This is a genomic window from Nostoc sp. ATCC 53789 (genome assembly GCF_009873495.1).
Lineage (GTDB): Bacteria > Cyanobacteriota > Cyanobacteriia > Cyanobacteriales > Nostocaceae > Nostoc > Nostoc muscorum_A.
In genome coordinates, this window is record NZ_CP046703.1 from 1,261,113 (window position 1) to 1,274,506 (window position 13,394).

12 protein-coding genes are annotated in these 13,394 nt (G+C 39.4%); 8 read left to right on the forward strand and 4 right to left on the reverse strand.

Annotation, left to right across the window (positions count from 1 at the left end; all coding sequences use genetic code 11):
• Window positions 1-11 precede the first annotated feature (11 nt).
• The 3 genes from GJB62_RS05060 to GJB62_RS05070 all read left to right on the forward strand — a co-directional run bounded on the left by GJB62_RS05060 (window position 12) and on the right by GJB62_RS05070 (window position 2,705).
• Window positions 12-305, forward strand: a complete 294-nt coding sequence (locus GJB62_RS05060) for an NAD(P) transhydrogenase subunit alpha (protein ID WP_012408294.1) — start codon at window positions 12-14, stop codon at window positions 303-305.
• Entirely contained in the window at window positions 302-1,708 is a 1,407-nt protein-coding gene (locus GJB62_RS05065) for an NAD(P)(+) transhydrogenase (Re/Si-specific) subunit beta (protein WP_114081012.1), read from the forward strand. The genes GJB62_RS05060 and GJB62_RS05065 overlap by 4 nt, the downstream gene beginning before the upstream one ends.
• A 268-nt stretch (window positions 1,709-1,976) precedes the next feature.
• A complete protein-coding gene (locus GJB62_RS05070) occupies window positions 1,977-2,705 on the forward strand; it encodes a hypothetical protein (RefSeq protein ID WP_114081011.1) in 729 nt (242 codons plus the stop codon).
• Window positions 2,706-2,921: 216 nt separating this feature from the next.
• Here the strand turns inward: GJB62_RS05070 and GJB62_RS05075 are convergent, their stop codons facing one another.
• The 3 genes from GJB62_RS05075 to petN form a co-directional block, all read right to left on the reverse strand.
• Window positions 2,922-6,050, reverse strand: coding sequence for a GAF domain-containing protein (locus GJB62_RS05075; protein ID WP_114081010.1), 3,129 nt, complete (start codon window positions 6,048-6,050; stop codon window positions 2,922-2,924).
• A gap of 152 nt (window positions 6,051-6,202) precedes the next feature.
• On the reverse strand, window positions 6,203-6,364 hold the full coding sequence (locus GJB62_RS36585; protein WP_012408301.1) for a hypothetical protein: 162 nt from the start codon (window positions 6,362-6,364) through the stop codon (window positions 6,203-6,205).
• A gap of 7 nt (window positions 6,365-6,371) precedes the next feature.
• Window positions 6,372-6,461 (reverse strand): cytochrome b6-f complex subunit PetN, encoded by a 90-nt coding sequence (gene petN, locus GJB62_RS05080; RefSeq protein WP_012408302.1) that lies wholly within the window; start codon window positions 6,459-6,461, stop codon window positions 6,372-6,374.
• Window positions 6,462-6,736: 275 nt separating this feature from the next.
• Here petN and GJB62_RS05085 point away from each other — a divergent pair, with 275 nt between their 5' ends.
• The 4 genes from GJB62_RS05085 to GJB62_RS05100 all read left to right on the forward strand — a co-directional run bounded on the left by GJB62_RS05085 (window position 6,737) and on the right by GJB62_RS05100 (window position 11,377).
• Entirely contained in the window at window positions 6,737-8,623 is a 1,887-nt protein-coding gene (locus GJB62_RS05085; protein WP_114081009.1) for an ATP-binding protein, read from the forward strand.
• 173 nt (window positions 8,624-8,796) lie between these two features.
• Window positions 8,797-10,062 carry a response regulator gene (locus GJB62_RS05090; RefSeq protein WP_114081008.1) on the forward strand — a complete coding sequence of 422 codons (1,266 nt, stop codon included), beginning with the start codon at window positions 8,797-8,799 and terminating at the stop codon, window positions 10,060-10,062.
• A 121-nt stretch (window positions 10,063-10,183) separates the two neighbouring features.
• Window positions 10,184-10,618, forward strand: a complete 435-nt coding sequence (locus GJB62_RS05095; protein ID WP_114081097.1) for a hypothetical protein — start codon at window positions 10,184-10,186, stop codon at window positions 10,616-10,618.
• 195 nt (window positions 10,619-10,813) lie between these two features.
• On the forward strand, window positions 10,814-11,377 hold the full coding sequence (locus tag GJB62_RS05100; RefSeq protein ID WP_114081007.1) for a 3'-5' exonuclease: 564 nt from the start codon (window positions 10,814-10,816) through the stop codon (window positions 11,375-11,377).
• 74 nt (window positions 11,378-11,451) lie between these two features.
• Here GJB62_RS05100 and GJB62_RS05105 read toward each other — a convergent pair whose 3' ends face one another.
• Window positions 11,452-11,841 carry a hypothetical protein gene (locus GJB62_RS05105; RefSeq protein WP_114081006.1) on the reverse strand — a complete coding sequence of 130 codons (390 nt, stop codon included), beginning with the start codon at window positions 11,839-11,841 and terminating at the stop codon, window positions 11,452-11,454.
• A gap of 679 nt (window positions 11,842-12,520) precedes the next feature.
• Here GJB62_RS05105 and GJB62_RS05110 point away from each other — a divergent pair.
• Window positions 12,521-13,318 (forward strand): superoxide dismutase, encoded by a 798-nt coding sequence (locus GJB62_RS05110; RefSeq protein WP_114081005.1) that lies wholly within the window; start codon window positions 12,521-12,523, stop codon window positions 13,316-13,318.
• Window positions 13,319-13,394 lie beyond the last annotated feature (76 nt).

Genomic DNA, 13,394 nt, shown 5'->3' on the forward strand with positions numbered 1-13,394 from the left:
GTTTTGATTTCATGACAGAGGCATTACTTGCTGCTTTGTTTGTATTTGTGTTGGCATCATTTATCGGCTTTGAAGTCATCAACAAAATCCCACCGACTCTACACACGCCCTTAATGTCAGGCTCAAACGCGATTTCTGGGATTGCGGTACTGGGAGCAATAGTTGCTGCTGGTGCGAGAGATACGAGTGTGTCAGTAATTCTTGGTTTGATTGCTGTGGTATTAGCAACAATCAACGTTGTGGGTGGTTTTTTAGTGACAGACAGAATGTTGCAAATGTTCAAGAAGAAGGAGATTAAGGCGTGAGCGACTTTTTACCAACTGGCATTCAGCTGACGTACTTAGTCGCTGCATCGTTATTCATTCTGGGCTTGAAAAAGCTGGGATCGCCTGCTACTGCGAGAAACGGTAATATCGTAGCGGCTGTGGGGATGCTGCTGGCAATTGTGGCGACAATGCTCGATCAGCATGTGTTGAACTACGAGATGATATTGTTGGGCTTGGCGATTGGATCGGGAATTGGTGCGATCGTTGCCTACAAAGTCCAAATGACCGAAATGCCCCAAATGGTGGGTTTACTCAATGGTTTGGGCGGTGCGGCTTCCGCATTAGTAGCCGTTGCCGAATTCTGGCGGTTATTAGATAATTCTCAGCCGATACCCTTAGATGTCAACATTTCCATGCTGTTGGATGTGTTAATTGGTGGTGTTACCTTCACAGGTAGTTTTCTAGCCTTTGCTAAATTGCAAGGTTTAATTAGCGGTTCTCCGATTACATTTCCTTTCCAGCAACCATTTAACCTCTTGCTTTTGGGTGCTTATATAGTAGGTAGTGCCTATTTAATCATCACACCAGATAGCTTACCCATATTCTTGGGAGTGGTTGGTGTTTCTTTAGTTCTAGGCGTGATGTTTGTCATCCCTATTGGTGGCGGCGATATGCCAGTAGTAATCTCGCTGTTGAACTCGTTGTCAGGTGTGGCGGCGGCGGCGGCTGGGTTCGTGGTGATGAACAATATGTTAATCATCGCTGGTGCTTTGGTAGGAGCATCTGGCTTAATCCTCACCGAAATTATGTGTAAGGCGATGAACCGCTCCTTATTTAGTGTGCTGTTCAGCGCTTTTGGTACAGGTTCTAGTTCTGGTGGTGGTGCTGCTAGTGGTGGTGCAACCGATCAAAGCGTCCGCAGTATCGATCCTGAAGAAGGGGCGATGATGTTGGGTTATGCCCGTTCTGTGGTAATTGTGCCTGGTTATGGTATGGCAGTTGCCCAAGCGCAACATAGCGTCCGGGAATTGTCAGATCAGTTAGAAAAAATGGGCGTTGATGTCAAGTATGCCATTCACCCCGTTGCTGGAAGAATGCCGGGGCACATGAATGTGTTACTTGCAGAGGCAAATGTGCCTTATACACAGTTGTACGACATGGATGATATTAATCCCCAGTTCGATCAAGCGGATGTCGCTTTAGTAATTGGGGCAAATGATGTGGTAAATCCGGCGGCGCGGAGTGATACAAATAGCCCGATTTATGGTATGCCGATTTTGGAAGTAGATCGAGCGAAGCAGACGATTGTAATTAAGCGCGGGATGAGTACGGGTTTTGCCGGTGTAGATAATGAGTTGTTCTACAAGGATAAAACTACGATGCTTTTTGGTAGCGCTAAGGATATGGTGGCGAAGTTGGTTTCGGAAGTGAAGCAACTTTAAGAGAAACGAACCGCGTTCGCGTAGCGTCTCGCAGAGAAGGCGCGAAGTAAAGAAAGAATGTAGAGAGTTGGCTTGCCTTGGCAGTGTGATATTCCCAGGGCAAGTTTTTTTGTTGGGGAATTACCTCATGCAAAGAATAGAAAGGTTATTTATTCTAGATTTGATAATTTAGTAAAATTTTCAGTTTTGTTATTTTACTTGACATTCTATGTATACTCAATTACTTTTGACTAACAAATTTTAATTTTAGAAGTAAAATAACAGAGTTATGTTAGGTCAAGATTTTTTTAATGATGAGCTTCTTAAAAAAAGAGTCGATGTATTTTATGGATATGGTAATTATAAAGGAAATTATTGGTTTATTGGTATGGAAGAAAGAGGAGAAGACTTTCAAGATATTAATAAAAGAATAAATATATGGTCAAACAGGGGCAAATATGAAATAGATGATGTTGCAGAATATCATATAGATATGGGAACATGGGACGAAAGAATACAACCAACATGGAATAAATTGATTCGCATTGTATTGAGTGCTAAAGAAAAAGAGAATATTGATTTAGAAAATGTCCGTAAATATCAAATAAACGAACTAGGTAGAAAAGATAAAGAGACTTGTTTATTAGAATTATTCCCTCTACCGTCACGATCTCTTAAAGATTGGATCTTTAATCCTCCACATACTCAACTTTCTTTTTTATCTAATAGAGGTACTTATGAAAAGTATTGTCTTGAGAAGCGAATAAATTATATTAGTCAGAGAATAAAAGAACATCAACCTAAAGCCGTTGTTTTCTACGGTGTGGGATATGAGTCTTATTGGAGAAGAATAACTGAAAAAATAACGGATGTTGAGTTTTCACGAACTTCAGAAGGTCTCTTAATTTGTAGAAATAGTCAGACTGTGTTTGTTATAGCTAAACATCCTGTAACTAAAGGTTTGAAAAATGAATATTTCCATAATATTGGTAGATTAATTGCTGCTAAAATATCGTAGAAATAATTATTTGTGTAGTTTGTGGTTCGTTTAAAAAATGCTCGTCAAAACTCCACAGTGCGATCGCCTCTCTTCTTCCTCTGTGTACTCTGCGCCTCTGTGGTTCGTTAAAAAGTGCGATCGCTAAAGCTCCACAGTGCGATCCCCACCTTTTTCTCCTTCCTCTATGTCCTCTGGCGTAGCCTCTCGTAGAGAATGCATCGCCTGGTTTTTTCCTTAACCAACTATCCCTTTTATCGGAATTTCTATCCAGAACTCACAGCCATTACCAGGTTCAGAAACACATTTGATATTACCACCGTGTTTTTCTACAATAATTTGGTAGCTAATAGATAACCCCAAACCGATCCCTTGTCCAGGTTGTTTGGTGGTAAAGAAAGGTTCAAAAATTCGCGATCGCATCATCTCTGGAATCCCACAACCATTGTCGGCAATCCAAATCAGAATACTATTCCCTTCGATTATTTCTGTACGAATCCAAATTTTAGGATTGTCAATTTTTTTTCCACAAGTTGCTGAGTTTTCTAGTGCATCGATCGCATTGTTGAGAATATTCATAAACACCTGATTCATCTGCGCTGCATAGCAGACTACTGGGGGCAATTCACCATATTCCTTAATTACCTCAATAGCAAAAGAATTAGTCTGTGGTTGCAGTCGATGTTGTAAAATTAGCAAAGTACTGTCGATACCTTCATGAAGGTTAACGGGTTTTATTCCTGTTTCGTCAAGTCGAGAAAAAATTCGTAACGACAAGACGAGTTGAGAGATTCGCTCTGCCCCCATCTTCATGGAAGTCAAAATTTTGGGCAAGTCATCACTAATAAAATCTAAATCCATTGCTGCTGCTTGCTTTTGAATTTCTCCTGTTCCCTTAGGATACTGTTTCTGATAAAGACGGAGTAATTTAAATAAATTTTCGGCATGTTCTGTAACATAGATGATATTGCCGTAAATGAAACTAATCGGGTTGTTAATTTCATGTGCTATACCAGCAACTAACTGCCCTAAACCTGCCATTTTTTCACTTTGAATCAATTGGCTCTGAGTGTTTTGTAATTCTTTAAGAGTCTGGGTAAGTTCTTCTTTTTGACGTTGAGTTTGTTCAAGTAATTCCGCTTGCTGAAGTCCTACCCCTAATTGAGTACCAATTTGCATCAGCAAATCTACCTCATCTTTTTGCCAATCACGCGGTTTGAGATTTTGATAAGCTGCTAGTAATCCCCAAAGTTTGTCGCCCTGAAAAATCGGCACAATTATATATGCCCTAGCCTCCATTAGCTCAAGCAGAGTAATATGACAGATAGAATAGTTGGCGCTGTAAATATCTTTAATAGCAATACTTTCACCATTAGCAAAATTTCCACCTTGGGTTTGTTGCAAGTAATCATCTGCAACTACAGGTAAAATTTCCTTTACTGGTGTCCAACCTTGGGCTAAAGACTCAGCAACAAATTCGCCACTCCAATCAGTCTTGAATTGATAGATTGTCACTCGATCAACTTCCAATAGCCGTCGGACTTCTTCTGCACTGGTGGCAAAGATGGTATCAATATCAAGAGACTGGCGAATTTTCTCCACTGTCGCAGCTAGGGCCTTCTCCCTTTCGGCTGCTTTCCGTTCTCGTTCGGCAGCTTTAGCCAGTTTTTGGGCTTGCACCTGCATTTGTTTCAAAGACTCAGCTTGCTGTAATGCTACCCCCAATTGAGCGCCAACTTGTGCCAATAAGTTGATTTCCTCATCTTGCCAATAACGGGGCTGGGAGTTTTGATAAGCTACTAGCAATCCCCACAGCTTCTCACCCTGAGAAATTGGGACAAAAACTTCATTGCGTGCATACTTACCCGCTTGCTTTCCTTGCACAAGAACGCCTTCTGTCACAGGCTGCGGCTTAACCATTGGTGTCCAGCCATCAACAATAGAATCAGCGACAAACTCGCCACTCCAATCAGGATAGAAGCGGTAAATTGCGACTCGTTCCACTTCTAATAACCGACGAACTTCTTGAGTTGTGGTTTTAAAGATGGCTTCAATATCAAGAGACTGACGAATTTTTTCTACGGTGTTTGCTAGTGCCCTTTGCCTTTCAGCAGCTTTGCTGATATCTGCTGCTTGAATCTGCATTTGTTGGATAAATTCTGCTTGCTGCAAAGCCACACCTAGTTGAGTGCCAACTTGGGTAAGCAAGTAAACCTCATCTTTTTGCCAATCACGGATTCTGGCATTTTGGTATGCTGCTAGCAAGCCCCAGAGCTTCTGACCGTGGTAAATGGCAATAATCACATAAGCTCTTGCTTGATATATCTCTAAGATTTTAATGTAGCAGTCACTAAAGCCTGAATTATAAATATCATTACAAACACGATAAACTTCACAGAGGCTGAAGCTACCACCCTCTGTATCTTGCAAGTAGGTATCAGCGACTGGAGGTTTAGCTAAATCTTTGGCGCTACATTCACTGACATTTTCACTCAATTCCGGTCGCTGTAATTGTTCATCAATGAGGGAAATCCAACCCTCTGCCACTGATTCAAACACGAATTCACCACTCCAATCGGGATTGAAGCGATAAATAGCCACGCGATCAGCATTTAGCAACTGTCTAAGTTCTGCGGTGCTTGTGTGGAAAATGCTTTTTAAGTCTAGAGACTGACGAATTTTCTCAATGGTTATGGCTATGGTTTTCTGCCATTGGGCTGCTTTTTCTCTGGCTTTTGCTTGTGCTAGTTCTGCTGATTGTAGTTTTACTTGTTCTAGGTAGTCTGCTTGCTGTAAAGCAACCCCTAGATGTTCGGCGATTAATTGCACAAACTCAATTTCTGATGCTTCCCATTGTCGAGGACTACCACACTGATGAATACACAACAATCCCCATAAATCTTTACCTTTGATCAAGGGGGCAGTTATATTGGCACGTACTTGGAATTTTTCTAGAATCTGGATGTAGCAATCACTGGCATTAACTTGATAAATATCAGCCATTGCTTTAATCCGGCCTTGCTGATATAGTTCTGCGAACTCCTCACTAAAGCAGTGGTCGCGCAGTTTGGCTGCTAATGCCGAATCCCATTCTGTTGCCACATCTTCATAGATAAATTCCCCTTCCCATGCCAAATCAGGATAAAAACGAAACACGCCAACTCGATCGCTTTTTAGAAGTTGGCGAACTTCAGTGACTGTAATTTTGAAGATAGTTTCTATGTCTAGAGACTCCCGAATACGGGCAATAACTCCAGATAAGGCTTTTTGTTGCTCATTCTGACGCAAGGAGTATGTCACATCTGAATGAGACTCTTGCTGTTCTGAATTTGGTTCTATGGGTTGAGTAGTAGAGGAGTTTTCCATTCCCAGTGGGACTTTAAATATTGAAAGTCTTCTATCTCATGATTCCCGTTGCGATCGCAAAGGTAACAGTTCTTTCCTGAGAATGCCAAAAAACAATATAGGGACACGATAGTATCGTGTCCCTACAAGAACATTTTTCAACCACGAGAAAATTATCGCCGCTTGGGAGTGGCGCTGCGGCTGGTGCGTTTCTCTTCATCTCGGCGACGGCGATCGCGCCAATCTGCCACGGTTAAATAACCAATACCACCGGTGACTACTACAAGCAGCAGTACGGCAACTAAAGCTAAAATACTCAAAAATGGACTTTCCACAGTGCCTCTACAGTCCGTTACGTCCCCAAACTACCATTGCAATTGACCAAGTGAACACAACTAACAGCGATACCCAACCTAGTGTCAAAATCTCCATAGTCCCGCTTTTCAAATAATTACAAAAGGTTTCTAATATTTATCATACAGGGATTGGGCAGGCTGAGATTTTTTTATAAATGGCATTGTAACTTTGACTGGCGATGTCTACGACGGGCTACGCCTAAGCAAAATATACACCATTTTTCTTGGGAAGCTAGCACTTCAAGCATTAATAAAGACGAATGTAAAAAAATAGCGATCGCGCTTTCCCACTTCATGGTTTGGGAATACTAGGTTTACAGGTATATTTCAAATCCAACAACCCCTAGTATTATGCCGACATTTTTCAACTATTCTTTCCAATCTAACGGTTTTATTCCCCACGGACATTGTTATCTCTGGCAAAGTGGGTTAGTTTGGCTCCACATTATTTCTGATGCCACGATCGCTCTGGCTTATTATTCTATTCCTTTCCTACTGATTTACTTCATTTACAAGCGCAAAGACGTTCCTTTTAATGGAGTTTTTTTGTTATTTGGTGCTTTTATCATTGCCTGCGGTACTGGACACTTAATGGATATTTGGACGCTTTGGTATCCAGACTATTGGATTGCAGGTGGTTTAAAAGCTTTAACTGCCATTATTTCAATATACACGGCATTTGCGTTATTTTACCTCATGCCTCAAGCTCTGACACTACCCAGCCCAGCCCAGTTAGAGGCTATTAATCAAGTCCTTTCAACAGAAATTGTCGAGCGCAAGCGTATTGAGAAAGAACTACGTCAAGCAGAAGAAGTTGCTCAAAACTCCAGCCAAGCTAAGAGTGAATTTCTGGCCAACATGAGTCATGAACTACGCACACCTCTTAACGGCATCTTGGGCTATACACAAATTCTCCAACGCACAGAATCTTTAAGTGAAAAAGGACGCAAAGGACTCAGCGTTATTTATCAATGTGGTTCTCATCTTTTAACCTTAATTAATGATGTCCTGGATCTCTCCAAGATCGAAGCCCGAAAGTTGGAATTGTATCCTGTTGATTTCTATTTGCCTGCTTTTATAGATAGCGTGACTGAAATTTGCCGCATCAGGGCAGAACAAAAAGTCATCGCATTTCACATTGAAATCGATCCTGATTTACCAACGGGTATTCATGCTGATGAAAAACGCTTGCGGCAAGTATTGATTAACTTGCTTAGTAATGCCATGAAGTTTACTCATCAAGGCAGTGTCACTTTCAAAACTCAGGTTATTAATCAAGAATCAAATACTAATGGAAAAACTAACTACAAAATTCGCTTTGAGGTAGTAGATACTGGCACTGGCATAACCCCTGAACAAGCCGAAAAAATCTTCCAGCCCTTTGAGCAAGCGGGAAGTCAGAAACGACAATCTGAAGGTACAGGCTTAGGATTAGCAATCAGTCAAAAAATTGTTTTGTTGATGGGTGGTCAAATTCAAGTGCAAAGTCAATTTGGCAAAGGTAGCACTTTTTGGTTTGAGGCAAACTTGTCAGAATCTAAAGACTGGGCAAAGGTTTCTAGAGTAGTTGAGCAGGGAACTATTATTGGTTATCAAGGGCAAAGGCGCACCATTTTGATTGCGGATGATAAATGGGAAAACCGATCGGTAATTGTAAATTTACTAGAGCCGGTTGGGTTTACTGTTGTAGAAGCTAGTAATGGTCAGGAGGCATGGGTACAGTCTCTAGCCCACAAACCGGATATGATTATCACTGACTTAGTGATGCCGATATTGGATGGATTTGAGTTAATTAGTCGTTTGCGTCAGTCCGGGCCATTTAAAGAGATTCCTGTCATCGCGTCCTCAGCAAGTGTATTTGCAGTAGACCAGCACAAGAGTATTGATGTAGGTGCAGATGCCTTTTTACCAAAGCCTGTAGAAGCTGAAAATCTGCTGGAAATGCTACGACAGTTTTTGCAACTAGAATGGATTTTTGACGCTAAGGTAGATGCTATCAAAAAAATCTCTAAAGATGGTTCTAATCAACAAAATGAAATGATTCATCCTAGCAAAGATGTTTTGCAAGAGTTACTCGAACTATCACAAGACGGCGACATTCAAAATATTTTAGAACTGGCTGAAAAACTTTCTGCATCTGATGAGAAGCTAAACATGTTTTCCCAGCAGCTCATGCAGCTTGCTAGTAATTTCCAACTCAAACGTTTGGAAACTTTTATTGAAAAATACATCAATTAAGTAAGTTGGCGCAATTAAAGCTAATTGGCAAGGGCTGTCATTTATCCTTTGTCATTTATCCTTTGTCATTGGTCATTAGTAAGAACTTTCAGACTATTTACGTTTCGTAACATAATTTAGTTTATTTCTACCAACTTACTTAATTTCAGTTAAATTCCAATTTCCAATTCATCATGATCAAACTTCTAAATAACGGATTTATTTTAATTGTGGATGATAATCCCACAAATTTATCTGTCCTGTGTGCAGCGCTCAATAGTGAGGGTTTTCGTTTCCGTGTTGCAGTGGATGGAGAAACTGCGATCGCTCAGGCTGAACGCAATCAGCCTGAGTTGATTTTGCTGGATGTACAAATGCCGGGTATTGATGGATTTGAAACTTGTCGTCGTCTCAAAGCCAATCCTGCCACCCAAAACATTCCGATTATTTTCACCACTGCCTTAGCGGATACGGAAAGCAAAACGAAGGGATTTTCTCTTGGCGCAGTAGATTATATCCCTAAACCGTTTGCACAAGAGGAAGTCATTGCTAGAGTGCGCGTACATTTGCAACTCAAAAAATTGACTGAATCTTTGGAACAACAAGTTAGCGATCGCACCAAGGCTTTGCAACAAGCTCAAGTCCAACTGGTACAGCAAGAAAAACTATCAACACTCGGAGAGTTAATCGCTGGTATTGGCCATGAAATCAACAACCCCATCAATTTTATTTCCAGCAATATTCCACCCTTGGAAGAATATATTGCAGGAGTAACCGAGTTGCTCCTACTGTATGAACAAGAGTATCCTAACCCAACAGCTAAAATTACCACTGCGATTGAGAACTTGGATTTGAACTTCGTTCTCGAAGATATGGTAAAAATTGTGAACTCGCTCCAGCTAGGAAGTGAACGAATTCAAAACCTTTCCAATTCACTCCGCAACTTCTCTCGCTCGGATAGTGATATAAAAATACCTGCTGATTTGCACCAAGGACTAGATAGTACACTAATGATTTTACAACACCGCCTCAAAGCTAACGGCGAGCGTCCCGGTATTGAAGTTATTAAAAGTTATGGAGTATTACCAGAGGTACACTGCTATTTAGGTCAAATGAATCAAGTATTTATGAACATTCTGGCAAATGCAATTGATGCCCTTGATGAAGCTATAATGCAAGGCAAAATGAGCAATCTAATTCCTGAGATTAAAATTGCAACAGAAATAGATTCTGAACAATTGGTTATAATTCGGATTGCTGACAATGGGATTGGTATTCCTGAACGGCTTAAACAACGGTTGTTTGAGCCGTTGTTTACCACAAAAACCGTTGGTAAAGGCACTGGACTTGGCTTGTCGATCGCTTATGAAATAGTTGTAGAAAAACACAAAGGTGTATTAGATGTAAATTCTCAACCAGGTAAGGGAACCGAATTTATCATCAAAATTCCCATAGAATAGAAGCATTTAATTAATTACAAAGTTGCTCTAGCATTTATCATACTGGAGACAAGGAAAAATTTCTCCAATACCTAATCACTAATTTATATATAGAGTGAATCCAATTTTAGATCCTCAATTAATGGCAGAACGCATAGAATCCCTCAAAGCTGGAATAGTTGGAGGTTTCTCTGTGTGTTTTGCTTTTGTACTTCTCAGTCTTTTGAATACTTTTGTACTAGCAAAGTATTTTCCGATCCTTGCAAGTCTGCACAGTGATATTAACTGGCACTTGTGGGTGAGTGGTGCAATCGCAACTTTTAGTGGCTTACTATTTGGTGTCACCTACCGCTATATCATCCGCTCAGATAAAAATCCCCAACTTAAAGCTGGTGGGGTTCTGGCCTTTGGTTTGATGCGTGGATTGACTCAGATAGAGCTTGGGTTGAATTTAGACATCACAATTTGGTCTTTTTTGGTATTAGCGGCAGAAAGTTTATTGTGGTTTGCGTTTGCTGCGATTGCTCTTGATCTTGCGATTAAACTCCGTTGGGTTAAACCTTTTTCATCAATCTAAATTTCCTTTCTCTAAGTATAGTAGTCGCATATAGATGTGAAATCCTACAAGGGATTGTGGCGCAAATAGATAAAAAGCTGGAAGCATTACGCTTTTGTAGTATACTTAATACAATTAGATCACAAGTACTAATTGTGTCATTTTCCAAAAACAAGTATAAATAATTACCAATACTCCCCGAATTTGTTACTTAATATGCAAACTCAAATATCCCACTATTATTTGATAGTCGATCTGGAGGCTACGTGCTGTGACAAGAAGACTATTCCTCGTCACGAAATGGAAATCATTGAAATCGGTGCGGTGATGCTCAATCGAGCAACATGGGAAATTGATTCTGAGTTTCAGCAATTCATCCAACCTGTGAGACATCCACAACTGACAGATTTTTGTACCGAACTGACTAGTATTCGGCAGCAAGATGTTGATGAAGCACCAAAATTCATTGAGGCAATTTCTCGATTTAAAGAATGGATTTATTCATTTCCCAATCATATTTTTTGTTCTTGGGGTAATTATGACAAAAAGCAATTTATTCAAGATTGTGCGTTTCATAATTTCCCTTATCCTTTTACTTCAGAACACATAAATATCAAAGAGGAATTTTCAGAATATCTTGGCTTATCTAAAAAATTTGGTATGGCACAAGCTCTCAATGAGCTAGGGATAGAATTGAAAGGTACACATCATCGTGGCATTGATGATGCTCACAATATTGCATCTATCTACAGACAGATTAAAAGCATCAAAATAAACTGAATAATGGAAAATTCGTAACATACCATCTTAAAGTGTTGCGGTAGATTACGAAGATTGTTACTACAAAATTATGTCTAGTCAAAAGGATTTTTGGAGGAACCTTTTTTGCTATTGGGTGAGTATTCAGAACAATTCATGGCTTCTCCGGTAAGAACAACAGAAGGATTGACTGCACATTTTAGATAATGATTATTTGAATAAAATCGACACTTTTTACAGGGAAGTTTGTGTAAACCGTTAATAGAGATAACCATTTTTTCATCTAAAAATGCCCGGATTTTTTGCAATATTAGAAAAAAAACTACCCAACCAATTAGAAAGCCAACAGGAGATAAGGATATCGCTAGATCGGGGATGCTTAATTCATGCGTTTGTGCTTGTTCATTTCTTGCTTCACTCAAGTTTCCTTGATGTAAATTACTATTGGCTACTACAGTTTTTTGCAAAATTAGATCGTGATACATATTATTTACCTTTTCCTATATGTATTTACTAACTTGATTTTTGATAGTCGGCTAACTAGAAATTTAGAACCATAACAAACTTAAAAATTATCCATATTTGTTCATATTAGATATGTAGATATCAAAAAGCTTTGAACAATAAGGGTATTTATGGATTAGATTGTTTCATGTGTATTTTAATTAACTAACAATCACTACACAACTGTCAGTAGCACATATTTTAATGTTTACAATGGTTTAATTATAGGTTTAGCAAAATAAGACTTCGCCTATATCTGCCAAGAGTTTTGCTTGTTATTTTAAGTTATATACCCAAGGGAATAAATTAGAGAATGGACTTATAACTGGATATTTCTATGTTAAGATAAATATAAAAATATTCTTAAAATTTTCTAGACATTAAAGCTGTATCACTTTTCAGTTATTTTTTTTATAAAAATCTTGAATGCAATGATGGTTGTATTAGAAATTTATTTATTAAATAATTTTCGCTGGCAATGGAGATTTTGGGGTGTGTTAAATAGCCCCATACACTTGTAGTGATTAATTCTATTATTTTGATAATTTTTTGCTTTAATTACCTGATAAAGTAGTATATATATCTGGGTTAAGTGGGCTATTAAAGAATAGCCTCTCATCAGATTGCAAGCCAATAATATTGATTTTGAGGCTACAATTTATGATAAGATTTTTGCGAAAAAAAATAGTTTTTTTCTTCACAACAATTGTGCTGGCAATTCTGCTAATTTCTCATCAACCAGTACTAATAGCTGAGGCACAATCTTCTACACCAACATCAATGCCTGCTAGGTCATTTCCCCCTGTAGCTTATCCTAATAGGTCACTAAGCGCTTTTCCTGCACAGCTACCACCATTGCCTTATGGTTATGGGGCATTAGGAAAAGCTATTGATGCTGAAACGATGAAATTGCATCATGATGCACACCACGCTAGCTACGTCAAGAACTTAAATGATGCATTAAAGCAGTACCCAGATTTGCAAAAAAGAAGTGTTGAAGCTTTATTAGTGGATTTGAATAGTGTACCTGAAGATATTCGGACAAAAGTACGTAATAACGGTGGTGGTCATCTCAACCACACGATTTTTTGGCAACTGATGAGTCCCGACAGTGGTGGACAACCAACGGGAGCGATCGCTCAAGAAATTAACCAAACTTTTGGCAGTTTTGATGCCTTTAAAAAACAGTTTAACGCAGCAGGTGCCGCTCGCTTTGGTAGTGGTTGGGTTTGGCTAGTACGCAATCCTCAAAATCAACTCCAGATTGTTACTACAGCAAATCAGGATAACCCAATTATGGATGGTTTCTATCCGATTATGGGTAACGATCTATGGGAACACGCTTATTACCTTAAATATCGCAACCGTCGGGCTGAGTATTTGAATAATTGGTGGAATGTTGTGAATTGGCCACAGATTAACAGGCGATCGCAACTTTCATCACAACAACCTCGTTAGCAATACCATCAAGGATATCAAACCGCTTATAGAAATCTTTATAAAGCTACCTCTAGAGGTAGCTTTATTCATAGCG

Bases quoted from the DNA above. Each gene is read 5' to 3' on its own strand.
- GJB62_RS05060 (WP_012408294.1), top strand. From the start codon at position 12: ATGACAGAGGCATTACTTGCTGCTTTGTTTGTATTTGTGTTGGCATCA.
- GJB62_RS05070 (WP_114081011.1), top strand. From the start codon at position 1,977: ATGTTAGGTCAAGATTTTTTTAATGATGAGCTTCTTAAAAAAAGAGTC.
- GJB62_RS05075 (WP_114081010.1), bottom strand. From the start codon at position 6,050: ATGGAAAACTCCTCTACTACTCAACCCATAGAACCAAATTCAGAACAG.
- petN (WP_012408302.1), bottom strand. From the start codon at position 6,461: ATGGAGATTTTGACACTAGGTTGGGTATCGCTGTTAGTTGTGTTCACT.
- GJB62_RS05085 (WP_114081009.1), top strand. From the start codon at position 6,737: ATGCCGACATTTTTCAACTATTCTTTCCAATCTAACGGTTTTATTCCC.
- GJB62_RS05090 (WP_114081008.1), top strand. From the start codon at position 8,797: ATGATCAAACTTCTAAATAACGGATTTATTTTAATTGTGGATGATAAT.
- GJB62_RS05095 (WP_114081097.1), top strand. From the start codon at position 10,184: ATGGCAGAACGCATAGAATCCCTCAAAGCTGGAATAGTTGGAGGTTTC.
- GJB62_RS05100 (WP_114081007.1), top strand. From the start codon at position 10,814: ATGCAAACTCAAATATCCCACTATTATTTGATAGTCGATCTGGAGGCT.
- GJB62_RS05105 (WP_114081006.1), bottom strand. From the start codon at position 11,841: ATGTATCACGATCTAATTTTGCAAAAAACTGTAGTAGCCAATAGTAAT.
- GJB62_RS05110 (WP_114081005.1), top strand. From the start codon at position 12,521: ATGATAAGATTTTTGCGAAAAAAAATAGTTTTTTTCTTCACAACAATT.